The following is a 22,935-nucleotide window of genomic DNA, read 5'->3' as shown; positions in this document are numbered from 1 at the left end:
CACCCCCATGACGCTACCGGACGCCCGGCGTGTTCCGACCCGCCCGAAAAGAAGCAGGAACTGTAGATGAATACGTTGAAGAAAACCGCACTGCTCGGCCTGGCCCTCAGCAGCCTTGCCAGCGCCTTGGCCCAGGCCGACCAGACTGTACTGATCGGCCTCGCTGGCCCGCTGACCGGTCCCTCCGCACGGATCGGCAAAGACCTGGAAAACGGCGCCCAACTGGCCATCGACCAGGCCAACGCCAAGCACCCGAAGATCAACGGGGAAGCCGTGACCTTCAAGCTGGTCTCCGAAGACGATCAATCTGACCCACGCACCGCCGTGACCGTGGCCCAGCGCCTGGTGGACGAAGGCGTAGTGGGCGTGGTCGGCCACTGGAACACCGGCACCAGCATTCCGGCGGCGCGAGTTTACCACGATGCCGGGATTGCCCAGGTCGCACCGGTTGCGACCGGGCATGCGTACACGCAGCAGGGGTTCGATACCAGTTTCCGCATCATGGGCCATGATGACGATGGTGGTCAGGTCGCCGGCGACTATGCACTCAAGACCCTCAAGGCCCAGCGCATCGCCGTGATCGACGACCGCACCGCCTTTGGCCAGGGCCTGGCCGACCAGTTCGTCAAGTCCATCGAGGCCGGGGGTGCCAAGGTGGTATCCCGTGAATACGTGGACGACAAGACCATCGATTTCAGCGCCGTGCTCACCAACATCCGCAGCCAGAACCCGGACCTGATCTTCTTCGGCGGCGTCGACGCCCAGGCTGCACCGCTGGCCCGTCGCATCAAGCAACTGGGGATCAAGGCCCCGCTGATGGGCGCCGGCGGGTTTGTCAGCCAGACCTTCCTGCAACTGGCGCAGAACGAAGGCGAGGGCGTGATTGCCCTGGAACCCGGCCTGGCCATTGCGCAGATGCCCGGCGGCAAGGCGTTCGAGCAGGCTTATAAGGAACGCTACAAGGCCAATATCGAACTGCATGCACCGTTCGCCTACGACGGCGTCGGCGTGTTGGTGGCGGCCATCGAGAAAGCCGACTCGGTCGACCCGCAGAAATACCTGCCGGTCTTGCGCGCCATCAGCTATCCGGGCGTGACCGGCACCATCGCCTTCGATGCCGAGGGTAACTTGAAGAAACCGTCGTTCACCGTTTACCAGGTCAAGGCCAACCAATGGCAGCCGGTGAGCGTCGCGGGCGGCAAGTAATCGTTTTTGTCGGGTGCCCATAAGGGCGCCCGATGCTGTGGAGCTGATGGAGGCACACAATGAGCAAACTGGAAGGTGAACTGGGCATTCTTGCCCGGCGGCGGATCGAGGCGGAAATCATCAAGCCGATCTACGAGATCCTCAAGCGCGAGCAGGGCAAGGATTTTGCCGCTGCGGTGATCGGCGAAGCCGTGGGCAATGCCGCGATCCAGGCCGGCAAGCATTTTGCCGCACTGGAAGAAACCGCCGACCTCAAGAGCTTCGTCGAGCTGCAAGTGCTGTGGGAAAAAGACGATGCGCTGAAAGTCGAGATCATCGCCAGCGACGCCGAACACTATGACTACGACGTCAAGCGCTGCCGCTACGCCGAGATGTACAACGAGATGGGTCTCGGCGAGATCGGCCACCTGTTGTCGTGCAACCGTGATGAGCTGTTTATCGTCGGCTACAACCCGGACATCGAACTGACCCGTACCCAGACCATCATGGGCGGTGATCACCGCTGCGACTTCCGCTATCGAGCCAAGCCCCATGAATAAAAGCCCCACGAGTCATTTGGCACGGGTCAACGGCGAACGGTTGTGGCAATCGCTGATGGACATGGCGTGCATCGGCGCCACCGAAAAAGGCGGGGTCTCGCGCCTGGCCCTCACCGATGAAGACCGCCGTGGCCGCGACCTGTTTGTGCAGTGGTGCGAGGCGGCCGGGTGCAGCATCCGTGTCGACGCCATGGGCAATATCTTCGCCCGTCGTGCGGGCCGTGACGACCATCTGGCCCCGGTGCTGACAGGCTCCCACGGCGACTCCCAACCGTTTGGCGGCAAGTACGACGGTATCTACGGCGTGCTGGCCGGTGTCGAAGTGCTGCGTACCTTGAACGATCTGGGCATCGAAACCGACCGGCCGATCGAAGTGGTCAACTGGACCAACGAAGAAGGCTCGCGCTTTGCCCCCGCGATGATTTCGTCGGGCGTCTACGCCGGCGTGTTTGATTTGGAATACGGCCTGTCCCGTGAAGACAAAAACGGCGTGACCATCGGCCAGGCGCTGCACGAGATCGGCTACGCCGGCCCTCATCCCGTCGGCGGCCAGGCAATTCACGCCGCCTTCGAACTGCATATCGAACAAGGCCCGATCCTTGAGGCGCAGGACAAGACCATCGGCGTCGTCACCGGTGCCCAGGGCCAGCGTTGGTACGAAGTCGAACTGAGCGGCCGCAGTGCGCATGCCGGCACCACCCCGATGGACCACCGCCTGGATGCCTTGCTGGGCTTTGCCCGGGTGGTCGAGGCTGTCAACGGTCTGGGGCTGGAGCAGGGCGCCGAAGGACGGGCGACGGTGGGCATGGCGACTATCTTCCCCAACTCGCGCAATGTGGTGCCGGGCAGGGTGTTTTTCAGTGTCGAGTTCCGGCATTCGGATGAAGCGGTGCTGGCGCGTCAGGATCAGCAACTGCGCGACGCGGTGGCGCAGATTGCTGATGGGATTGGCTTGCAGCACAGCGTTAAGCAAATCTTCCAGTACGCGCCGATTGCCTTTGACAGTGACTGTGTGGAAGTGGTGCGCGCGTCTGCCGAGGCGTTGGGCTACAGCCACCGCCCGATGATTTCCGGCGCCGGGCACGATGCCTGTTATCTGAATAAAGTAGCGCCAACGGCGATGATCTTCGTGCCCTGCGTGGATGGCCTCAGCCACAACGAAGCGGAAGAGATCTCCCAAGAGTGGTCGACAGCAGGGGCGGACGTGCTGCTCCAGGCAGTTCTGGCCAAGTCCCACCGCTAACGATGTGTACGACTATCCAAATGTGGGAGGGGGCTTGCCCCCGATTGCGGTGTGTCAGCCAAAAAAGTCCCAGCTGACACTCCCTCATCGGGGGCAAGCCCCCTCCCACATGGGATCGCCTACATCTGATACATCAGCGAAAGAACTCCCCGGGCGTTGCCTCAAACTGCTGGCGAAACGCGTTGATGAACGCCGACGTGGATTCATACCCGCACCCCAGCGCCACATCCGTCACCCGTTCGCCTTTTTCCAGGGCGGGCAGGGCGGTCAGCAATCGCAACCGCTGGCGCCAGGCGCGAAAGGTCAGCCCGGTATCACTCAGGAACAAGCGGCTCAAGGTCTTCTCGCTCACGCCCAGCTTCTGGCTCCACTGTGCCAAGGTCGTCTGTTGCTCCGGATGCGCGTTCAAACTGCGATAGATCTGTCGCAAGCGCGGGTCCAGCGGCAAGGGCAGCATCAGGTCCACCTGTGGCGCCGCCGCCAACTGGTCGAGCACCACCTGGGCCAGGCGTCCATCCGGGCCGTCTTCGGCATATTCCACCGGCAACTCGCTGAAACTGCGGATCAACTCGCGCAATAAACTGCTTACTTCCAGCACATGGCAGCGGGCGTCGGCCCAGGTGGTCACGCTGCAATCCAGGTAAAGGCTGCGCATTTCCGTGCGCGGCGAGCTGAACACGCGGTGTGGCATGCCCGCTGGAATCCACACCGCCCGCTGGGGTGGCGCGACGAAACGGCCGACGCTGGTCTGGATCTCCAGCACCCCCGCAATCGCGTAGGACAATTGCACCCACGGGTGACTGTGCCGACGGGTCAGCGCGCGGTTGGGCAGCGATTCGGTGCGCCCGTACACGGGGCGTGGCAGGCTGGAAAGCCCGGGTACCGTGCGGCGGACGGTCTGATCATGTCCTTTAGGCGGCATTTGTTGGCTCATTGGCGTTAGTCGGTAACAAGCCGTTACGTTAGAGTCGCCCACACGTTCTTGGCAACCCCCGGAAGAAGCCCTCATGACTCGGCCCCGTTTTCTGCCCGACAACTTCACCCTCGCCCTGATCGCCACGGTGATCGTCGCCTCCCTGCTGCCCGCCAGCGGCCAGACCGCCGTGGCCTTTGGCTGGGTGACCAACCTGGCCATCGCGCTGCTGTTCTTCCTGCACGGCGCCAAGCTGTCCAACCAGGCGATCATCGCCGGTGCCGGGCATTGGCGCCTGCACCTGCTGGTGTTCAGCCTGACCTTTGTGCTGTTCCCGCTGCTGGGCCTGGCGCTCAAGCCGTTGCTGTCGCCGATGATCGGCAGCGACCTGTACATGGGCATGCTTTATCTGTGCGCATTGCCGGCCACCGTGCAGTCGGCGATCGCCTTTACTTCCCTGGCGCGGGGCAATATCCCGGCGGCCATTTGCAGCGCGGCGGCGTCCAGCCTGTTCGGGATCTTCCTCACGCCCTTGTTGGTGACGTTGTTGCTCAACGTACACGGCGAGGGTGGCTCCACCGTCGACGCCATCGTGAAAATCAGCGTGCAACTGCTGCTGCCGTTCATTGCCGGGCAGATAGCGCGGCGCTGGATCGGCGCGTGGGTAGGGCGCAATAAAGCCTGGCTCAAATTCGTCGACCAAGGCTCGATCCTGCTGGTGGTCTACGGCGCGTTCAGCGAGGCGGTCAACGAAGGTATCTGGCACCAGATCCCGCTGTGGGAACTGGGCGGCCTGGTGGTGGCCTGCTGTGTATTGCTGGCGCTCGTATTGGTGGCGTCGACGGTACTGGCCAAGGCGTTTGGCTTCAACCAGGAAGACCGTATCACCATCTTGTTCTGCGGCTCGAAAAAGAGCCTTGCCACCGGCGTACCCATGGCCCAGGTGCTGTTTGCCGGGTCGACCATGGGCGTGTTGATCCTGCCGCTGATGCTGTTCCATCAGATTCAGTTGATGGTCTGCGCAGCGCTGGCGCAGCGTTACGCCAATCGCCCGGAATCTGTTCCGGAGTTGATGGAGCAGGTGGACCCCTGATGTTCCGTGGGAAATTTCCTACAAGTTAGAAGGATGCTTCCCACGTCACACTTGCAGGCTCCCCACCACTATCTGCCCTTCGCCCCCCGCCAAGTGGTTGATATGCATGGACTCTGCCCCTCTCAAATCGTTGCCCAGTGAGTTGCAAATCCAGCGCGGCCTGGCACTGGGCGAGTTCCGTGCCTGGTTTCAGCCCAAGTTCAGGCTGCGCACCGGGCAACTCGCTGGAGTGGAAGCGCTGGTGCGGTGGGAACACCCGGGGCGAGGCGTGTTGCCGCCCGCCGACTTCCTCGCCGCCGTGCTTGCCTACGACCTCATCGACGAGATGTTCAAGCAACTGTTGGAGCAGGGGCTCAACCTGCTCGGCGTGTTGCGCCGTCAGCGGGTGCAAGTGGAGATGGCGTTCAACCTGCATGCCTCGCAGTTGCTCGGCACGGGCCTGGTGACGCATGTTCAGGGTGCGTTGGAGCGCCATGATTTGGCCGGTTCTACGCTGCTGTTCGAATTTGCCGAACATGGCCTGCTCGACACCGCGCTGCCCGTGCAGGAAAACCTGCAGCGACTGCGCAGGCTTGGCTGTGGCCTGGCCATCGATGACTTCGGCGTCGGGTTTTCCTCGCTCCAACTGCTGTGTGAGTTGCCCTTCAGCCAACTCAAAATCAACGGCGAGTTCGTCCATCACAGCCCGGCCATGATCAGCAGCACCCTGGCGCTGGCGACATCCCTGGACATGAGCGTGGTGGTCGAAGGGATTGGCAACCCGCTTATCCATGATCGGGTGCTGGCCCTCGGTTGCGAGCTGGGCCAGGGTTTCTATCTGGCGCGTCCCATGCCTGCCCACCGTTTGCTGCCTTGGCTTGAGACATACGTGATCAGGGGTTCACAGTTTTAAGAAATTTCCTACACTCAGGGCGCGCTCGTGTATTTTGGGGCGGGCAGTCTCACAGGGGTTGGTATGTTTAAAGCGTTAGTCGTGGATGATCATCCGTTTATTCGCTCCTCAGTGAAGATGCTCTTGAAGCAACAAGGCTTCGAGGTGGTCGCCGAGGCCGACAATGGTGCCGACGCGGTGCAACTGGCCCGCGAGCATGAGCCCGAGCTGATCGTGCTGGATATCGCCATGCCCAAGCTCGATGGCCTCGAAGTGATTGCGCGCATCTGCGCCCTGGGCCTGCCGTGCAAGATTTTGGTGCTGACCTCGCAGTCGCCGTTGTTCTACTCGATGCGCTGCATGAAGGCCGGCGCGGCGGGATACATCTCCAAGACCAATGACCTGGATGAGCTGGTAAAGGCGATCGAGGCTGTCATGAGTGGCTATACGTTTTTCCCCAGCCTCGCCCACAGCTCGGTGCGCCGAAGTGACGCCGAGACCACCGACCTGGAGTTGATCCAGACGTTGTCCGATCGCGAGCTGACCATCCTGCAGCAGTTGTCCCAAGGCCTGAGCAACAAGGAGATCGGTGATGCGATGCTGCTCAGCAACAAGACCATCAGCACTTACAAGACCCGCTTGATCGAGAAGCTCAAAGTCAAGTCGGTGGTGTACCTGGCTGACTTCGCCAAACGGAACAACCTGCTCTGAATGAAGACTTTCCTGCGCAAATGGCTGTTGGGTGTGCTGCTGGCCGGCAGTGTCAATGCGGTGCTGGCGGCAGCGCCGTCGGAGACCTACCAGTTACTGGGCCGCTCCCAGGTCTCGGAATACGCGGCTTCCCTGTCGGAGCAGGACTGGAGCTGGCTGCGCAGCAAAGGTGGGTTGGTACTGGGGGCTTCAGCACCGGATTACTCGCCTTTCGGCATGACCATCAATGGCCGTGATTACGAGGGCCTCACGGCAGACTACGCCAGTTTGCTCAGCGAACTGTTGCGCACCCCGGTGCAAGTGCGCCGCTTTGCCTCGCGCGCAGACGTGATCGAAGCCCTCAAGCGTGGTGAGGTGGATCTGCTTGGCACCGCCAATGGCTACGAGCAGGCCGACCACGACTTGCTGATGTCGACGTCTTATGCCGACGACCAGCCGACGTTGGTGACCCAGGTTGCCAACAGCCAGGCACTGCCCCAGGACCTGGCGGGCAAGAAGATCGCCATGCTCTATCACTACCTGCCGCCACAGGCAGTGCAGGCGTTTTACCCCAAGGCGACCTTGCAGCTCTATCCCTCGACCCTCAGCGCCATAGGTGCGGTGGCCTTCGGCAATGCCGATGTGTACCTGGGCGACTCCATCAGCGCCCAGTACTTGATCAACAAGAATTACCTGAACAACGTGCAACTGGCAGACTTTTCCCGGATGGAAGTGAGCGACTTCGCGTTTGCCATGGACCGTGACAACCGCCGTCTGCTGCGCATCATCAATGCCGCGCTGGCGGTGATCCCCCAGGGCGAGCGCATGAACATCCTGCGCCGCTGGAGCGCGGGCGGTGGCAGCATGCCGGGGCGCACTGCGCTGAATTTCAGCGCCAGCGAGCTACGCTGGATGGCCGCGCACCCGCGCCTGAAAGTGGCGATCGACGACAGCTTTGTGCCGTTTTCGTTTTTCAACGAAGAGGGCGAATTTCGTGGAATCAGCGCGGATGTGCTGGCCAAGGTCGCGTTGCGTACCGGCTTGAAGTTCGACGTACAGCGCACCCATTCCGTGGCCGGGTTGGTGGAGCAGGTCCGCAAGGAGCAAGCCGATCTGTTGATCACCCTGACGCCCAGCCAGTCCCGCGAAAACCAGCTACGGTTCACCCGGCCTTACCTCAGCACCCCGTATGTATTGATCAGCCGAATCAGCGCCGACGGCCCGCAAACCCTGGACGACATGGCTGGCAAGCGCCTCGCCGTGATCAACGGCAACCCGGTGCGCGAACAACTGCTGGAGCAATTTCCGCGCATTACCCTGGTGGAGGCCGATAACGCCCAGCAGGTCATGGCCCTGGTTGCCAACGGCCAGGCTGACGCTGCCGTCAATTCGTTGATCACGGCGCGCTACATGATCTCGCGTCAGTACCGCGACCGGTTGCGCATCACCAGCACCGTCGGCACTCAGTCGGCGCGGGTGGCGTTTGCTACCTCGCGCGGCGCCCTGGAGTTGTATTCGATCCTGGAAAAAGCCCTGCTGAGCATCCCGCCGGAAGAGATGGACGAGGTGACCAATCGCTGGCGCAGTGAAATCGTGGTGGATGACAGCTACTGGATGCGTCACCGTACCCTGATCCTGCAAGGGTTTGCGGTGGCCGGGCTGTTGCTGTTGGCGGCACTGGGCTGGATCGCCTACCTGCGCAGGCTGATGCGCCAGCGCAAACAGGCGCAGGTCGCCTTGAACGACCAGATGGAGTTCATGCGCGTGTTGATCGACGGCACGCCTCATCCCATCTACGTGCGCGACCGCGAGGGTCGGTTGCGCATCTGCAACAGCGGCTACCTCAACGTCTTCGGTGTCGAGCGTGACGCGGTGCTGGGCAAGACGGTGGTCGAAGGTGTGCTCAAAAGTGTCGATGAGGCCGCGGCCTACCATGCCGATTACCTGCAGGTGATGGAGGAGGGTGTGCCCAGGGTTCAGGACCGCAGCCTGACCATGGGCCCGGACAATGTCCTGACCATTTACCACTGGATGCTGCCCTACCGGGACAGCGACGGTGAAGTCAGCGGCATGATCGGCGGCTGGATCGATATCAGCGAACGTCAGCACTTGCTGGTGGCGCTGCGCGACGCCAAAGAGGGCGCCGACGCGGCCAACCGCGCCAAAACCACGTTCCTGGCGACCATGAGCCATGAAATCCGCACGCCGATGAATGCCATTATCGGCATGCTCGAACTGGCCATGAAAAAGGCCGAACAGGGGGTTACCGATCGATTTTCCATCGAGGTGGCGTCCGGCGCGGCGCGTGGCCTGCTGGAGCTGATCGGGGATATTCTCGACATCGCCCGGATCGAATCCGGGCGCCTGTCCTTGGCGCCGACGCGCGCCAATCTGCGCGAGCTGGTGGAGTCGGTCGCGCGGATTTTCGAAGGGTTGGCGCGGCAGAAACAGTTGCAGCTGATCCTCGACCTCGACGCAGCGGTAGGCCGCGAGGTGCTGGTGGACCCGTTGCGCTTCAAACAGATCGTGTCGAACCTGCTGAGCAACGCGATCAAGTTCACCCACACCGGGCAGGTGCGCCTGCACGTGAGTGCGCAGCCGAGCCGCGATGATGAACGCCTGGCCCTGTGCCTGCGGGTGGAAGACACCGGCAGCGGTATATCCCCTGCGGACCAGCAGCGCTTGTTCAGCCCGTTTGCCCAGGCCAGCAACCACGGGCAGTCGGCACGCGGTGGGTCCGGGTTGGGGCTGATGATCAGCCGCACGCTGTGCGAGATGATGGGGGGCAGCCTGGTACTCGACAGCGTGTTAGGGCAGGGCACCCAGGTTGAAATGCGAGTCAGCCTGCCGACGCTCGTCACCCTCGACAGCGTACCCACCCTGGCGCCGGTGCAGCAGCCCGCCTCCCAGGCCCTCAGCGTGCTGGTGATCGACGACTACCCGGCCAATCGGCTGTTGCTGACCCAGCAACTGCATTATCTCGGCCACCACGTGGTGGATGCCGAAGACGGCGCCCACGGCTTGCGCGCCTGGCGGGCGCAGCCATTCGATGTGGTGATCACCGATTGCAACATGCCGTTGATGAACGGCTATGAACTGACACGCGCGATCCGTGACGAAGAGCGCAGCCGGCGCTTGCCTGCCGGGCTGATTCTGGGCCTTACCGCCAATGCCCAGCCGGATGAAAAGGACCGCTGCCTTGACGCCGGCATGGACGACTGCCTGTTCAAGCCCATCAGCCTGCAGGACCTCAGTGCCTGCCTGGCCTCCAGAGTGCCGGACTCGGCAGCACCGCCCCCCCGGCACACCCTGGCGGGCGACATCGACCTGACCAGCCTGGAGCAACTCAGCCGGGGCGATACGGCATCGCTGCAGAGCCTGCTGCAGGACCTGGCCGCCAGCAACGAACAGGACATGGCGCGCCTGATGCAGCTGTTTACCCAGCACGACGTAACCGGCTTGGCCGACCTGGCGCACCGGGTGAAAGGCGGTGCGCGGATTATCAAGGCGCAGCGCTTGATCCAGGCGTGTGAAGCCCTGGAAAGCGCCTGCGCAGGATTGAATTCGGCAGTCCTCACCGAAGCGGTAGATGGCCTGCAACAAGCCATGGAGCAGCTTGAGCAACAGCTGGCCGTTAATCTGATCTAAACGTCGTGGGAAATTTCCTACAAGTCGACGGGATGGAGCCTACGCGTCCATTCCTGTTCCATCCCTACATTGACCTCCAGAGAAGAGCCAAGGATCGCTCGCCCAATTACCCTTCTGGAGGTAGCTATGAACAAGTCCCTGTTGGCGATCAGCATTGCGTTTTCCGTGACGGCCCTGGCCCAGAGCCCTGCGTTTGCGGCCCATTCCGATATCCGTGACCAAATCATCGAGACCCTCGGCGATGAGGCCCCCGTCGTGGCGGCCAAGGACGGCGATACCCTCACCGTGACCAATGTCGACCTGATCAGCTCGGGCCTGCATTCAGTGGGCGTGCTGGCAGACGGTGCCGGCAGCCTGGTGACCTATCAGGGCGGCACGATCAACACCAGTGGCCGCACCTCCCATGCGCTGTCGGCCCACGACGGCGCGCAAATCCAGGCCGACAACCTGACAATCCACACCACCGGAACCCTGGCGCGTGGCATTCAGGCCGAGACCGGCAGCCGGGTTGAAGTGTCCAACTCCAGCATTCAGGTGGACGGCGGCGTGGGCGGCAACACCACGGCGGGCGCCGCCGCGACCGGTGGTTCGGTAATCATCCTGAACGACACTTCCGTGCTGGCGACCGGGCAGGGTAGCGTGGGGATCATGACCACCGACGCCAGCTCGGCTGTGATGAATGGCGGCAGCGTCACCACGACCAATACGGTCAGTGATGCGGTGTTGGTCTTGGCCGGTGGCGGGAACATCCTGCTCAACGACGTGGCGGTCAGCACGGCTGGCAGCTACAGCCGCGGTGTGCTGGCCGGGGGGGCGGACTCGGTCATTGCGGTGAACGGTGGTTCGATCACCACGCGCGGGATCAACGCGGAAGGCGCGCGTGCCGGAACCGGCGGCAGGGTGTCCCTGACGGGCACCCAGGTGCAGACCCTCGGCGCGCAGTCCGTCGGCTTGCAGGCGCTTTTTGCCGGCTTGATCGATGCGGTCGGTGTCAATATCACCACGGCTGGTGACCGTTCTGCCGGCGTATCCGCAGAGAGTGTTGGCAGCCTCGTCAAGTTCGAAGACGGTGCGATCACGACCGCCGGAATGCTTGCCGAGGGCGCCAAGTCACTGGGGGGCGGCACCGTGCAATTGGCCAATGTGGCCGTCAGCACCAGCGGGGCGTTTTCCCGGGCATTGGTGGCCGAAGGCAACGGTTCGACGGTAGTTGCTGATCGCGTGGTCATCGACACCCGCGGCGGGCAGTCCTATGGTTTGCTGGCCTTTGGCTCTGGCAGCCAGGTGACGTTCACCCGGGGCAAGATCACGACCCACGGCGCTGCCTCCCATGGTGTGTCGGTTTACGGCGGCGGTGAGATGTCGATCGCCAGCTCCGAGATCGATGCGTCGGGCCACGGCGCGACGATGAGCGACGGTGGCCTTCTGCGGATCGACGGCAGCCGCGTGACCGCGAACGGCAGTGGCAACAATGGCCTGATGTCTTGGGCCACTACTGGCACCGACAACCGCTTCGAGGTCAACGGCAGCGAGTTGATCAGCAACGCCGGCGCGGCCATCAGCGCTCGCGGCGATGGCAGCCACACATTCGTGATCAACAACTCGGTCATTGACGGTCAAGGCGGCGTGCTGTTTGACCTGACACGGGCCACCCCAGCCGTGCCCAATACAGGCAACAGCAGCGTTATTGCCAGCGGCTCGGTGCTCAAGGGCGACATCGATGTCACCACCGACCCCGATTTCGTCGCCGATTTCAGCCTGCAGAATGCCACCCACTGGACCGGCGCCGGGCAGGGTATCAACCAGTTGGCGCTTGGCGGCGCGAGTGTGTGGCAGATGACCGGCAACTCGTCGATCCAATCGCTTGACCTGCAGGATGGCCGCGTCAATTTCGACCACGCCGACGGCCAGTTCAAGACCCTGACCACCGACAAGTTGGCGGGCACCGGCAGCTTTCAGATGAACACTAACCTGGCGACCCTCGAAGGCGACTTGTTGGTGGTAAGCGCTGCGAACGGCGCGACCGGCAACCACACGCTGTTTATCGAAGACTCGGGCGTGTCGCCGAAGAATGCCAGCGATGTACTGCGCGTCGTCGACACCCACGGCGGTGACGCCCAATTCGGCCTGTACGGCGGCCACGTGGATGCCGGCGCGTTCCGCTACACCCTGGGCAAGGACGGCGACGACTGGTTCCTGAGCAACGCCGGCGGCGCCAATCCGGGACCGCAGGATCTTTCCAAGGGCGCCAACGCGGCCATTGCCGCACACACCGCCGGAGCGGCGATGTGGACCTCGCAAATGGACGCACTGGTCAAACGCCTGGGCGAACTGCGCATGGGCAAGGACGAGGGCGGGGTGTGGACCCGGGCCATCGGCAAGCAATTTGACGTCAGCGAAAAATCCAGTCGCGCCTACCAGCAGAACATCAGCGGCGTGGAGATTGGCGCGGACACCGCCATCGCGCTCAACCGCGGCAAGGTCTACGTAGGCGGGATGGTCGGTACGGCCAAGTCGGACCTGAATTTCGGTGAGGGCGCCTCCGGCGAGATCGACAGCAAGATGCTCGGCGCCTATGCCACCTACCTGGATGACAGCGGCGTTTATGTGGACAGCGTGTTCAAGTACAACCGCTTGAACAACCAGATCAAGACCCCGACCAACCTGGGCAACCCGGTCAAGGCGTCCTATGACACCAACGGCATCGGTGCCAGTGTCGAAGTGGGCAAGCACATTGCTCTGGAGAGTGGCTGGTTCGTGGAACCGCAAGTGGCGCTCACGGCGTCCCGCACCCAAGGCGCCCGCTACACCGCCAGCAATGGCTTGAAGGTCAAGACCGACGACCTGGACTCGCTGCAAAGTCGTGTCGGTTCGTTGTTCGGCCGCAACATCCAGCTGGACAACGGCATGCAGGCGCAGCCCTACGTGAAAGCGTCGCTGATCACCGAACATGCGGGTAACAGCAAGGTCAACGTCAATGGCTCGCGCCTGGACGCCGAGCTGCAGGGCAATCGCGTCGAGCTGGGGTTTGGCGGCGTTGTCAGGGTCAGCGCCAACAGCAAGGTCTCGCTGGATGCTGAATATGCCAAAGGCAGCGCCATCGAACAGCCATGGGGCGTGACCCTTGGCTACCGCTACAGCTGGTGAGTGCCTCGCTGATGTGCTTGCGACAAGCGTTGGCCGAGCAACAGATCCAGGCGTTCTACCAACCCAAGTTCAACCTGCAGACCGGACAGGTGTTGGGTGTTGAAGTGCTGGCGCGCTGGTTGCACCCCACCGAAGGCTTGCTGTCGCCTGCTGCCTTCCTGCCCGACCTGGAGCGGGAAGGGCTGCTGGACGAACTGCTGCAGGTGCTGATGAGCCAGGCACTCGCCTTGCAGGGCCAGGCGCACCGCCACGGGACGGCGCTGAATCTGGCGTTCAACCTGCAAGCCGTGCAGGTGGCGAATGCGGGGTTGGTCGCGCAGATCAGGCGTGCGTTGGTCGAGCATCGAGTCCTGGGTGCCAGCCTGACGTTTGAACTCACCGAGAGCGGCCAGCTGGAGGTGCCCTCGGTGGCCCTGGAAAACCTGAGGTATCTGCGCTTGATGGGCTGCCACGTGTCCCTCGACGATTTCGGCGCCGGGTTCTCTTCGTTGCAGCGCCTGTGCCAGTTGCCGTTCACCGAAATCAAACTCGACGCCGAGTTCGTGCGCGGCCTTGCCCAGGGACCCCGTTGCCGCGCCGTCATCAGCAGCACCCTGGCCCTGGGCGAAAGCCTGGGCCTGTCAGTGGTGGTGGAGGGCATCGAAACCTTCGAGCAGTACCAGCAGTTGCTCGCGCTGGGCTGCACTCAGGGTCAGGGCTACTGGCATGCGCGACCCATGGACGGGGCGCACCTGTTGCGCTGGTTGCAACGCTCACCGCACACCCATCGCCGGAGCCTGCCATGATCAAGAAGAACCTGCGCATCATGATCGTCGACCCCCGGCACCATGAGCGCCTGCGTCTGGAGCGGGATTTCAATCGCCAGGGTTACTACGCCATCGCGCCAGTCTCGAGCCTGGACGAGATGCGCGCGCTGCTGGACTACGGCAACCTGCGTTTCGACCTGGTGGTGATCAACCCAGACCTTGCCGCGACTATGCGTTAACGCGCGCGCAGGGCCTAAAGTCTGTGCCCAACGTGTCGATGACCTTCATAACGACCCCAGCAAGAAGGAGCAGCGACATGAACGTCAAACGTTGGTCATGGGTTACCGGCTTTCTTGCGGTATGGACGGGAGGCTGCCTGGCGGCGTCCGGAGGTGTCATTCAGTTTCGCGGCAGTATTGTCGAACCGGGCTGTGAGGCGGCGGTGTCCGGTGTTTCAGCGATTGAGTTGAAGGGCTGCCCCCAGGCATTTCGCGGCAACCAGTTCGATGTACGCACTGTTCACAGTGTGCAAGCGTTGGGCAAGGCACCGGTCAACGTCAAATTGATCGCCGACAGTGGTACCGGCCGATATTACGACCAGCGGTATGTGCTGGTGGATTCCGTCGGAAAACCCATTCAGTCGGGGGCCTACGTGGTCACCCTGATCGCGCCTTGATCGGCGTGCGCTGATGTAACGCAGGATGAGCGTCAACAGACCGTCGAGAAACCTATAGAATGCTCGGCGGCGGCGCTTGTCCTGGGTGGCCGTTTGATCATCGTCCGAGTACCGCGCCCTTCAATGAGCATTTCAGCCGCAACGCCCCAAGCCAACTGGCAACCGGTCATCGCACTCGCGTTGGCCGCCTTTGTATTCAACACCACCGAATTCGTCCCTGTCGGGCTGCTCAGCGCCATTGGGGCCAGCTTCGAGATGCCCGTTTCCAGCGTCGGCCTGATGCTCACTATCTATGCGTGGATCGTGTCCCTGACTTCGCTGCCGGTGATGCTGCTGACCCGTAATATCGAGCGGCGCAAATTGCTGATCGTGCTGTTCTGCATGTTCATCGCCAGCCATGTGCTCTCCAGCGTGGCCAACAGTTTTGGCTTGCTGATGGTCAGTCGGGTCGGCATCGCGCTGTCCCATGCGCTGTTCTGGTCGATCACCGCGTCCCTGGCCGTGCGCCTGGCGCCGGAAGGCAAGCAGGTCCAGGCCCTGGGCCTGCTGGCCACCGGCACCTCACTGGCGATGGTCTTGGGCATTCCGCTGGGCCGCCTGCTCGGTGAAGCCATGGGCTGGCGCACCACCTTCCTGGTGATTGGCGCGTTCGCGGCGGCGCTGGTGTTCTGGCTGGCGCGCACCTTGCCGCTGCTGCCGAGCCAGAACTCCGGCTCCCTGCGCAGCCTGCCGCTGCTGTTCAAGCGCCCGGCGCTGGTGGCGCTGTACGTGCTGACGGCCATGACCGTCACCGCCCAATTCACCGCCTACAGCTACATCGAACCCTTTGTCGAGGGCGTGGCCGGCATGGACGGCAGTGCCGTGACCCTGATCCTGCTGGTGTTCGGCGGCGCGGGCATCATCGGCTCGCTGCTGTTCAGCCTGGTGCACCGCTTCAACCCGCACGTGTTCGTGGTCGGCGCGGTCTTCATCCTGGCCGGATGTCTGGCGCTGATGCTGCCGTTGAGCGGCGCCGAATCCTACCTGGTGGGGCTGAGTGTGTTCTGGGGCATGGCGATCATGGGCTTCGGCCTGGCCATGCAGTCCAAGGTACTGGTGCTGGCGCCAGACGCCACCGACGTGGCCATGGCGATGTTCTCCGGCATCTACAACATCGGCATCGGCGGCGGTGCATTGATGGGCAGTTGGGTCGGCAGCCATTTCGGCTTCGCCTGGATCGGCGCGGCGGGCGGCTTGCTGGCGGCGCTGGCGTTGATCGGGTATTGCCTGGCGATTCGGCGGTTTGGGCAGGGTGTGCCAACTTGAGTGCCAAAGGGGCTGCTTCGCACCGCCTGCGTACTGCAAGAAGCCTGTCGACACACGAAGTCCATTCACCGCAGCAAGTCTCTTCCCACATTTGGCCAAACTCACAGCAAAAAAAACGCCCGCCGAAATAACATTGGCGGGCGCTCGGGAGTGACCGGGGCAAGCAAGGAGCAAGCTGCCCGGTTAGGGATGGGGTGAATCAGGCCACGGGGATCAACGGGTCTGCCGCTGCCAGCGCGGCGGTGCGGTCGGCTGCCGGTGGGTAGATCCACACGGTGTTGATCTGGTGCTTGAGTTCCTTGGCTTCCTGGCCAACCAGCTTGAGCTGGCGGTCCCAACCTTCGGTAAACACGGCGCCCCAGGCACCGAGGTCCAGGCAGGTGACGTACTTGGGCTGGCTGTAGGTCATCGGTGCCACGCCGATCAGGTCGGCGGCGACGTTGTTGCCGGCGTAGCGGCCCAGGGCAATGGCGTGCTGGCAGGACATGCCGGCGAAGTTGCCCAGTTCATCGGTGGCGGCGTAGGCCACGTCGCCCGCGGCGAACACGTCGGCCTGGCCTTTCACTTTGAGAGTACCGTCCACGTGCAGGCGGCCTTGGGGATCGCGGGTGCCGCTGACCTGCTCGGTGAGCGGGTTGGCGCGGAAACCGATGGTCCAGATCACCGTGCTCGATTCAATCCGCTGCCCGTCCGCCAGGGTCACGCCACCGGCATCCACCGACGCCACCGAGGTGTTCAGCACCCATTCCAGGCCCAGTTCATTGCTGGCCTCGATGATCGAGGGACGAATGCCATCGCCCATGGACGCGGCAATCTGCGGGCCACGGTCCACCACGATCACGCGGACGTTGGCGTTGTTGCCCAACGCTTCACGCAACCGTGCCGGCATTTCGGTGGCGGTCTCGATCCCGGTAAAACCACCGCCGGCCACTACCACGGTATTGCGCGCGGCGCTGTCAGGCTGGTGTTTCAACGCCTTGATGTGGGATTCAAGGCGCGAGGCATCTTCAATCTGGTCCACATTGAAGACATGTTCGATGCCTGGCATCTGTGGGCGATTCAGGCGACTGCCGGCGGCCAGCACCAGGCGGTCGTAGGTGATCGTGGTGGAGGTGCCGGCTGCATCGCGATAGGTCACCTGCTTGCCGTTTTCGTCGATGCTGTCTGCCGCGCCTTCCACAAAGTTCACGCCCACCGCGTCGAACAATGGACCGAGCGGCGCCATCATGGTGTGCACGTCGGCCTCGTAGAACCGTGGGCGGATACGCAGCTCCGGTTGTGGGGCCAACAGGCTGATCTGTACGTCGTTGCGGTCATGTTTGTCCAGCAGGCGGGCCGCGCTCAATGCGCTCCAGACACCACCGAACCCTGCGCCAATGATAAGAATGTGCTGTTTCATGGTTTGCTCCTGGAGCGTCATGTTTGCGTGAGTGAGACCGTGTGAAACAAGACTAACCAGGCCGTGATCCTCGAACACTTCTACCAAGGGTCATTGCGGGCATGCCTAGGTGTGAGGCCGCTATACCAAGGTATTAACGGCCCAGCACCTCTTCGAGGCAGGCCATCAATTGCCCGCAGGGAAACGGTTTGGGAAAGAACGCCACGGGCGACGGCAGGGCCGGGTCGATGGTCGGCGGCGGGCCAGGGTAGCCAGTGATGAAGATCACCGGCAGGCGAATGCCCCGGTCGTGCAGGGTTTCATACAATTGAATGCCGCTCAGGCCGGGCATCTGGATATCGCTGATCAGGCAGGCCGTGACGCCTGGGCCATCGGAGCCGAGGTAGGCCTCGGCGTTGGCGTAGAGCCGGACGGTGTAGCCGTTGGAACGCAGCAACCCATCCAATGCCATGCGCACCGATTCATCATCATCGACGATGGCAATTATCTTCGTGTCGGACATTTCAATACCTGGAGGCTATCGGGCTGCACATGGAAGCAACCCGCCATTACCTCAAGATACGCCGTCCCCACCGGCAAAATACTATACGTGGGTATACCCGTCTCACGGCTTAACCGCGATACCCAGGGCCTGCGCCATGCGTACCAGGTCGGCGAACGAACGCGCAACCATCTTGCGCATGGCCTGGCCGCGATGAATCTTCACGGTGATCTCGCTCAGGCCGATCTCGCCGGCAATCTGCTTGTTCATCAGGCCGGAGGCCGCCAGGGCCATCACCGTCTGCTCGCGGGGCGTGAGGGTGGCGTAGCGGCTGCGCAGGGCGTCGCTGCCACGTTCGGCTTCGCGTCGGGCCTTGTCCCGGGTGTGGGCGGCGCACACGGCGTCGATCAGGTCCTGCTCACGAAACGGCTTGGCCAGGAAGTCCACTGCGCCGGCCTTCATCGCGCGCACGGTCATGGCGATGTCGCCGTGGCCGGTCATGAACACAATCGGCAGGTTGATCTGCGCCGCCACCAATTCGTTCTGGAAATCCAGGCCGCTGGTGCCTTGCAGGCGCACGTCCAGCACCAGGCAACTGGGCAGGTCCGGGCGTGGAAAACCCATGAACTCGGCCGCCGAGGCAAAGAGCTGCACCTGCAAGCCTACCGAGCGCAACAGGCTGCCGAGGGATTCGCGCAAGGGTCGGTCGTCATCGACGATGTACACCCACGGCTCGTGGCTGATGACCCGGTTCATCGGGTGAAGATCGTTCATGGGGCCTCCTCGGCCAGCAGGGGCAGGGCGCAGGTGAACGAAGTGCCCGGGCCCGGCGCACTGGTCGCCCACAGGCGGCCACCGTGGAAGTCGATGATCGAACGGCAGATCGACAGGCCCATGCCCAGTCCCTCGGGTTTGGTGGTGTAGAAAGGTTGGAACAGGGTGGGCATCGAGGCGGCGTCGATGCCGATCCCCTGGTCGGTGACTTCCAGCAGCACCTCATGCCCTTCCACCCAGGTGCGCACTTGCAGCAAGCGCTGGCGCGGCGTGATGGTGTCCATGGCGTGGCAGGCGTTGATCACCAGGTTGATGATCACCTGTTGCAGTTGCACCCGGTCAGCATTGATCCGGGCGTCGAGGGTGGTCAGCTCCACGCGGCTGCGCACTTTGTGGCGGGACAGTTCGTGGTGCACCAGGCCCAGGGTTTCGTTGACGATGGCGTCGAGGGATTCGGGCTTGCGCAGCGGGTCGCATTTGCGCGACAGCGCGCGGATGCGGCTGATCACCTCGCTGGCGCGGGTGGCGCTGGAGACGATGCGGTCCAGGGACTGGCGCGCTTCGTTGAGGTCCGGCACGGCACGGTCCAGCCAGCGTCGGCACGCTTCGCCGCTGCTGGTGATGGCGGTCAGCGGCTGATTGACCTCGTGGGCAATCGAGGCCGCGAGTTCGCCCAGCGAGGTGATGCGGGTGACGTGGGCCAACTGGCTCTGGGCATGGAACAAGGCTTCTTCGGCGAGCTTGTCGGCGGTGATGTCCTTGACCGCGCCCAGGTATTCGAAATGGCCGCGAGTCTCCACCGGGCTGGCGATCATGTGAATGTGTTTGACCCGCCCGTCCGGCATCAACAAGCGGTGCTTGACCTCGATCAAGGGGACTTGCTTGAGCGCCTGTGCAAACACGGCGTGGGCCAGGTGCAGGTCGTCGGGGTGCGTGCGCGCCAGCACCATCGCAGCGGTAGGTGCCTGCGAATAGGGGTACTCGAAGATCCGCGCCAGCTCCTCGGACCAGGACATCACGTCATTGTCGCCACGAAAACTCACGCTGCCGGTCTGGCTCAAGCGCTGTGCGCCGATCAGGTAGGCCTCGTTGTGGCGCAGGCTGTCTGCGGCGTACTTGCTGCGCAGCGCCAGGAAGGTGATGGCCGACAGCGCGGTGAGGCAGCGGAAGAAACCGGTGACCGCGTCCCAGCGCTCATAGTTGCCGTTGTACAGGAACAGCGCCGTGAGCAGCCCGATGGAAAACAGCGCGACGCCGATCACCACATTGATCGAAAACAGGTTGGCCGCCATCAGCAGCAACGTGATGTAGAGCAGGGTCGGCGCCCAGTCGGTGTGGGTCTCGGAGTTGATCACGAAGATCCCGCAGGCCACCACCAACCCCACGACCCAGCCGAGGGCGTTGACCAACGGCGTCGGGCTGATGCCGAACGCCCCACGGGAACGGGCCTGGCGCGGCGTGAACAGCAACCGGTCCCAGAGGCCGGTCAACCATGACTGTTCGCGACGCGCACTCGCGGGAACGGTGATTTTCATGGCGTTCAGGCACTCCATTGTTGTTATCGAGGGTGGAGCAGGGGTCAGTTACTTTAAAAGCATCCTTTCTCAACGAGTAGGACACAAAACCCTGAAATCCTGCCACGCCCTGTCTGGATGTGGGCTGCCTATACCCAGGTATGACCACGCTGACCCCAGGTACGAGAGACGCACGCCCGGCCCTAACCTGAGGCCTCTTATTTCTCTCCAAGGCCCTGGGCCGGGTGGCTGACATGATGAACAGAAATGACCTGCGTCGTGCTGACATCAACTTGTTGGTGGTGTTCGAGTCGATGATGCATGAGCGCAATGTCAGCCGCGTTGGCGAGAAGCTGTTCCTCGGCCAGCCGACCATCAGCAGTGCCCTGGGCCGCCTGCGGCTGATGTTCGATGACCCGCTCTTCATCCGAGCCGGCCGGCTGATGCAGCCGACGTCCCGTGCCGAAGAAATCTTCAGCAACCTCGGGCCGGCGCTCGACAGCATCGCGGCAGCGCTGAGTCGCTGCCAGGCGTTCAACCCGGCGACCAGCGAGGCGACCTTCCATATCGGCCTGTCGGATGATGTGGAATATGCGCTGCTGCCCAGCCTGCTGCGGCGCCTGCGCATCGAGGCGCCGAACATGACCCTGGTGGTGCGCCGCGCCGATCATTGGCAGATGTCCCAACTGCTGACCAGTGGCGAGATCTCCCTGGGCATCAGCCACACCCAGGAATTGCCGGCGAACGCACGGCGCAAAAGCCTGCGGCCGATGCGCCCGATGTTGCTGCGCGCGGATACGCGGCCGGGGGAACTGGGCCTGGAGGAATTCTGCCAGCGGCCCCATGCGGTGGTGTCGTCCATGGGCAATGTGATCGACGACGCTGACCGTGCGCTGTGCCTGATGGGCCGCCAGCGCAAAGTGGTGCTCACGGTGCCGCAGTTCAGTGCCTTGCCGGTATTGCTGGCCGACAGCGACCTGCTCGCCGTCGTGCCCGATTACGTCGCCCGTGCCATGGCGGGCGTCGGAGGGCTACGCGCGCAGCCGGTGCCGCTGGCACTGCCTGAGCAGGAACTGGCGCTGGTCTGGCGCGGCACCACTCATAACGATCCTGCAGAGCGCTGGTTGCGGGCGCGATGCAGTGTGGTTCTGGGGGAGGCGGTGGTGAGCACACTGTCTGTGGTGGGTGTTCCCTCCCTGGCGAGCAAGCTCTCTCACCACACCCCAACCGTTGAGGAACATTCGCCATGTACACCCACCCTCTATTGCTCGCCGGCGTCCTGATCCTGCTCGACCTGATCCTCTGGCAATGCCTCGGCCCCCTCCGACGCAGCCTGCGCACGGTGTTGCGAGTGCTGGTGTTCAGTCTGTTCTGCTGGGTGATGCTGACCGCCGGGCTTAGCCCGTTGCAGCCGCCGCCGTGGCCAGACGAAGCGGTGCTCAACCTGCTGGCGACCGTACTCGGCATCGCCTGGTGGTTGTTTGCCGCGCGCACCGTCACGGTGATCCTCGGCCATGGCCTCAGCGCCCGCGTCGGCCAGAGTGCGCGCCTGTTGCATGACGTGCTGGGCGCGGTGATTTTCCTGGTGGCCATCGTCGGTGCAGCAGCTTATGTGTTGCAACTGCCAGTCAAGGGCCTGCTGGCGACGTCGGGCGCGATGGCGATCGTTTTCGGCCTGGCGGTGCAAAGCACGCTGAGCGATGTGTTCAGCGGGATCGTGATCAACACCACCAAACCCTATCAACTCGACGACTGGATCAGTATCGATGGCGTGGAGGGCAAGGTGCTGGAGATCGATTGGCGCTCCACCCATTTGCAGACCGAGTCGGGCAGCGTTGCCGTGGTGCCGAATGCCCTGGCGGCCAAGGCCAGGATCCTCAATCACAGCCGCGCCGGCGGAGTGCACGGGGTGAGCGTCAGCCTCGCGGTGCCCAGCGCAGTGGCGCCACGCATGGTGCTGGACGCGTTGGAGAAAGCGTTGCAGGGCACCCAGGCGTTGTTGCCGGGGCATGCGCCCAAGGTCTGCGTGAAGAGTTCGCAACTGGAATTCAACGAGTATGAACTCAAAGGGTTTGTCGCCTCACGTTCGGCGCGCAGCAGCGTGCGCAACCTGATGTTCGACCTCGCCCATCGACACCTGGAGGCCGCCGGCGTCACCTGGGGAGTTGCCCCGCACGCCTGGAGCCGTCAACGTCAGTTGCTGGAGGAAGCGCGGGTGATGCGCAGCCTCAGCGTCGAAGAGCGCGATCGCCTGGCCGAGGCCATGACCGCGGTGGATTTTCAGGCTAACCAGGTACTGTTGGCGTTCGATGAAATTGCCGATGGTTTGCTGATCATTGCGACCGGCGTCGTTTCCGTGGCCATTCATGATGGCGAGCGGGTCGTGGAAGCCGGACGCATGGGCCCCGGTGAAGTGATGGGCGAGGAGGGTATCCTCGCCGAAGGTCGCTCCCGTGGGCAGTTCCGCAGCCTCACCAGCGGGCGCTTGTTTCGCATCGAGAAATCGTTGTTGGGCGCGCAGTTGCAGCACAGCAGTGATTTGTTGCTGGCCCTGGACAAGCTGCAGCATCAGCGTGAAGGCATTCGGGAGGCCGTGGTACTCAAGAAACCGCAGCCCATCAAGAAAACCGGGCTTCTGCGCTGGCTCCAAAACAAATAACTTCATGGATGCTGGAATGCAGTCAGTGTGG

Annotated in this window: 19 protein-coding genes and 1 pseudogene; 15 read left to right on the top strand and 5 right to left on the bottom strand. The window is 63.1% G+C overall.

Annotated elements, in window-relative coordinates; genetic code table 11:
* Positions 1 to 66 precede the first annotated feature (66 nt).
* From CQ041_RS10120 to CQ041_RS10110, 3 genes are read left to right on the top strand one after another with little or no spacing between them, the layout of a single operon-like run.
* The gene (locus tag CQ041_RS10120) at positions 67 to 1,206 is read left to right on the top strand and encodes a branched-chain amino acid ABC transporter substrate-binding protein (RefSeq protein WP_105522862.1); all 1,140 of its coding nucleotides are present in this window, start codon (positions 67 to 69) and stop codon (positions 1,204 to 1,206) included.
* 59 nt (positions 1,207 to 1,265) lie between these two features.
* Positions 1,266 to 1,745, top strand: coding sequence for an L-2-amino-thiazoline-4-carboxylic acid hydrolase (locus CQ041_RS10115; RefSeq protein ID WP_105522863.1), 480 nt, complete (start codon positions 1,266 to 1,268; stop codon positions 1,743 to 1,745).
* Positions 1,738 to 2,988, top strand: a complete 1,251-nt coding sequence (locus tag CQ041_RS10110; RefSeq protein ID WP_105522864.1) for a Zn-dependent hydrolase — start codon at positions 1,738 to 1,740, stop codon at positions 2,986 to 2,988. The genes CQ041_RS10115 and CQ041_RS10110 overlap by 8 nt, the downstream gene beginning before the upstream one ends.
* 133 nt (positions 2,989 to 3,121) lie before the next feature.
* On the opposite strand, the gene CQ041_RS10105 is transcribed toward CQ041_RS10110, so the two are convergent.
* Entirely contained in the window at positions 3,122 to 3,910 is a 789-nt protein-coding gene (locus tag CQ041_RS10105) for a helix-turn-helix domain-containing protein (RefSeq protein WP_105522865.1), read from the bottom strand.
* 85 nt (positions 3,911 to 3,995) lie between these two features.
* Here CQ041_RS10105 and CQ041_RS10100 point away from each other — a divergent pair, with 85 nt between their 5' ends.
* From CQ041_RS10100 to CQ041_RS10060, 10 genes and pseudogenes are all read left to right on the top strand, one after another.
* Complete coding sequence (locus CQ041_RS10100; protein ID WP_105522866.1) at positions 3,996 to 4,994, top strand: bile acid:sodium symporter family protein; 999 nt, start codon at positions 3,996 to 3,998, stop codon at positions 4,992 to 4,994.
* A gap of 106 nt (positions 4,995 to 5,100) precedes the next feature.
* A complete protein-coding gene (locus CQ041_RS10095; protein WP_105522867.1) occupies positions 5,101 to 5,886 on the top strand; it encodes an EAL domain-containing protein in 786 nt (261 codons plus the stop codon).
* Between the two features lie 63 nt (positions 5,887 to 5,949).
* Entirely contained in the window at positions 5,950 to 6,576 is a 627-nt protein-coding gene (locus CQ041_RS10090) for a response regulator transcription factor (protein WP_105522868.1), read from the top strand.
* Positions 6,577 to 9,801 (top strand): annotated as a pseudogene (locus tag CQ041_RS10085) (transporter substrate-binding domain-containing protein); the annotation flags it as partial. It lies immediately after the preceding gene.
* Positions 9,802 to 9,864: 63 nt separating this feature from the next.
* Positions 9,865 to 10,203 (top strand): Hpt domain-containing protein, encoded by a 339-nt coding sequence (locus CQ041_RS26800; RefSeq protein WP_371923011.1) that lies wholly within the window; start codon positions 9,865 to 9,867, stop codon positions 10,201 to 10,203.
* Between the two features lie 126 nt (positions 10,204 to 10,329).
* Complete coding sequence (locus CQ041_RS10080) at positions 10,330 to 13,350, top strand: autotransporter outer membrane beta-barrel domain-containing protein (RefSeq protein ID WP_105522870.1); 3,021 nt, start codon at positions 10,330 to 10,332, stop codon at positions 13,348 to 13,350.
* Positions 13,314 to 14,135: an EAL domain-containing protein gene (locus tag CQ041_RS10075; RefSeq protein ID WP_105522935.1), complete on the top strand. Its 822-nt coding sequence runs from the start codon at positions 13,314 to 13,316 to the stop codon at positions 14,133 to 14,135. Before CQ041_RS10080 ends, CQ041_RS10075 begins: the two co-directional genes overlap by 37 nt.
* Positions 14,132 to 14,335, top strand: coding sequence for a hypothetical protein (locus CQ041_RS10070; RefSeq protein WP_105522871.1), 204 nt, complete (start codon positions 14,132 to 14,134; stop codon positions 14,333 to 14,335). Before CQ041_RS10075 ends, CQ041_RS10070 begins: the two co-directional genes overlap by 4 nt.
* Positions 14,336 to 14,412: 77 nt before the next feature.
* Positions 14,413 to 14,772, top strand: a complete 360-nt coding sequence (locus tag CQ041_RS10065; protein WP_105522872.1) for a type 1 fimbrial protein — start codon at positions 14,413 to 14,415, stop codon at positions 14,770 to 14,772.
* A gap of 123 nt (positions 14,773 to 14,895) precedes the next feature.
* Positions 14,896 to 16,077 (top strand): sugar transporter, encoded by a 1,182-nt coding sequence (locus CQ041_RS10060; RefSeq protein ID WP_105522873.1) that lies wholly within the window; start codon positions 14,896 to 14,898, stop codon positions 16,075 to 16,077.
* Between the two features lie 199 nt (positions 16,078 to 16,276).
* Here the strand turns inward: CQ041_RS10060 and CQ041_RS10055 are convergent, their stop codons facing one another.
* The 4 genes from CQ041_RS10055 to CQ041_RS10040 form a co-directional block, all read right to left on the bottom strand.
* Complete coding sequence (locus CQ041_RS10055; RefSeq protein WP_105522874.1) at positions 16,277 to 17,476, bottom strand: NAD(P)/FAD-dependent oxidoreductase; 1,200 nt, start codon at positions 17,474 to 17,476, stop codon at positions 16,277 to 16,279.
* 133 nt (positions 17,477 to 17,609) lie between these two features.
* Positions 17,610 to 17,978 carry a response regulator transcription factor gene (locus CQ041_RS10050; protein WP_105522875.1) on the bottom strand — a complete coding sequence of 123 codons (369 nt, stop codon included), beginning with the start codon at positions 17,976 to 17,978 and terminating at the stop codon, positions 17,610 to 17,612.
* 102 nt (positions 17,979 to 18,080) lie between these two features.
* On the bottom strand, positions 18,081 to 18,731 hold the full coding sequence (locus tag CQ041_RS10045) for a response regulator transcription factor (protein WP_105522876.1): 651 nt from the start codon (positions 18,729 to 18,731) through the stop codon (positions 18,081 to 18,083).
* On the bottom strand, positions 18,728 to 20,266 hold the full coding sequence (locus CQ041_RS10040) for a sensor histidine kinase (RefSeq protein ID WP_105522877.1): 1,539 nt from the start codon (positions 20,264 to 20,266) through the stop codon (positions 18,728 to 18,730). The genes CQ041_RS10045 and CQ041_RS10040 overlap by 4 nt, the downstream gene beginning before the upstream one ends.
* Before the next feature lie 233 nt (positions 20,267 to 20,499).
* Here CQ041_RS10040 and CQ041_RS10035 point away from each other — a divergent pair, with 233 nt between their 5' ends.
* Together CQ041_RS10035 and CQ041_RS10030 are read left to right on the top strand one after the other, a co-directional pair.
* Positions 20,500 to 21,528 carry a LysR family transcriptional regulator gene (locus CQ041_RS10035; RefSeq protein WP_105522878.1) on the top strand — a complete coding sequence of 343 codons (1,029 nt, stop codon included), beginning with the start codon at positions 20,500 to 20,502 and terminating at the stop codon, positions 21,526 to 21,528.
* Positions 21,492 to 22,904: a mechanosensitive ion channel family protein gene (locus tag CQ041_RS10030; RefSeq protein WP_105522879.1), complete on the top strand. Its 1,413-nt coding sequence runs from the start codon at positions 21,492 to 21,494 to the stop codon at positions 22,902 to 22,904. The genes CQ041_RS10035 and CQ041_RS10030 overlap by 37 nt, the downstream gene beginning before the upstream one ends.
* The last annotated feature ends 31 nt before the right edge of the window (positions 22,905 to 22,935 follow it).

Source organism: Pseudomonas sp. MYb60 (assembly GCF_002979555.1).
Taxonomy (GTDB): Bacteria; Pseudomonadota; Gammaproteobacteria; order Pseudomonadales; family Pseudomonadaceae; genus Aquipseudomonas.
Note: the sequence above shows the minus strand (reverse complement) of the source record. Positions and strands in the feature narration are given on the sequence as shown.

Bases quoted from the DNA above. Each gene is read 5' to 3' on its own strand.
- CQ041_RS10070 (WP_105522871.1), top strand. From the start codon at position 14,132: ATGATCAAGAAGAACCTGCGCATCATGATCGTCGACCCCCGGCACCAT.
- CQ041_RS10090 (WP_105522868.1), top strand. From the start codon at position 5,950: ATGTTTAAAGCGTTAGTCGTGGATGATCATCCGTTTATTCGCTCCTCA.
- CQ041_RS10110 (WP_105522864.1), top strand. From the start codon at position 1,738: ATGAATAAAAGCCCCACGAGTCATTTGGCACGGGTCAACGGCGAACGG.
- CQ041_RS10060 (WP_105522873.1), top strand. From the start codon at position 14,896: ATGAGCATTTCAGCCGCAACGCCCCAAGCCAACTGGCAACCGGTCATC.
- CQ041_RS10035 (WP_105522878.1), top strand. From the start codon at position 20,500: ATGATGAACAGAAATGACCTGCGTCGTGCTGACATCAACTTGTTGGTG.
- CQ041_RS10120 (WP_105522862.1), top strand. From the start codon at position 67: ATGAATACGTTGAAGAAAACCGCACTGCTCGGCCTGGCCCTCAGCAGC.
- CQ041_RS10030 (WP_105522879.1), top strand. From the start codon at position 21,492: ATGTACACCCACCCTCTATTGCTCGCCGGCGTCCTGATCCTGCTCGAC.
- CQ041_RS10040 (WP_105522877.1), bottom strand. From the start codon at position 20,266: ATGAAAATCACCGTTCCCGCGAGTGCGCGTCGCGAACAGTCATGGTTG.
- CQ041_RS10095 (WP_105522867.1), top strand. From the start codon at position 5,101: ATGGACTCTGCCCCTCTCAAATCGTTGCCCAGTGAGTTGCAAATCCAG.
- CQ041_RS10065 (WP_105522872.1), top strand. From the start codon at position 14,413: ATGAACGTCAAACGTTGGTCATGGGTTACCGGCTTTCTTGCGGTATGG.
- CQ041_RS10050 (WP_105522875.1), bottom strand. From the start codon at position 17,978: ATGTCCGACACGAAGATAATTGCCATCGTCGATGATGATGAATCGGTG.
- CQ041_RS10055 (WP_105522874.1), bottom strand. From the start codon at position 17,476: ATGAAACAGCACATTCTTATCATTGGCGCAGGGTTCGGTGGTGTCTGG.
- CQ041_RS10105 (WP_105522865.1), bottom strand. From the start codon at position 3,910: ATGCCGCCTAAAGGACATGATCAGACCGTCCGCCGCACGGTACCCGGG.
- CQ041_RS10115 (WP_105522863.1), top strand. From the start codon at position 1,266: ATGAGCAAACTGGAAGGTGAACTGGGCATTCTTGCCCGGCGGCGGATC.
- CQ041_RS10075 (WP_105522935.1), top strand. From the start codon at position 13,314: ATGGGGCGTGACCCTTGGCTACCGCTACAGCTGGTGAGTGCCTCGCTG.
- CQ041_RS10080 (WP_105522870.1), top strand. From the start codon at position 10,330: ATGAACAAGTCCCTGTTGGCGATCAGCATTGCGTTTTCCGTGACGGCC.
- CQ041_RS10045 (WP_105522876.1), bottom strand. From the start codon at position 18,731: ATGAACGATCTTCACCCGATGAACCGGGTCATCAGCCACGAGCCGTGG.
- CQ041_RS10100 (WP_105522866.1), top strand. From the start codon at position 3,996: ATGACTCGGCCCCGTTTTCTGCCCGACAACTTCACCCTCGCCCTGATC.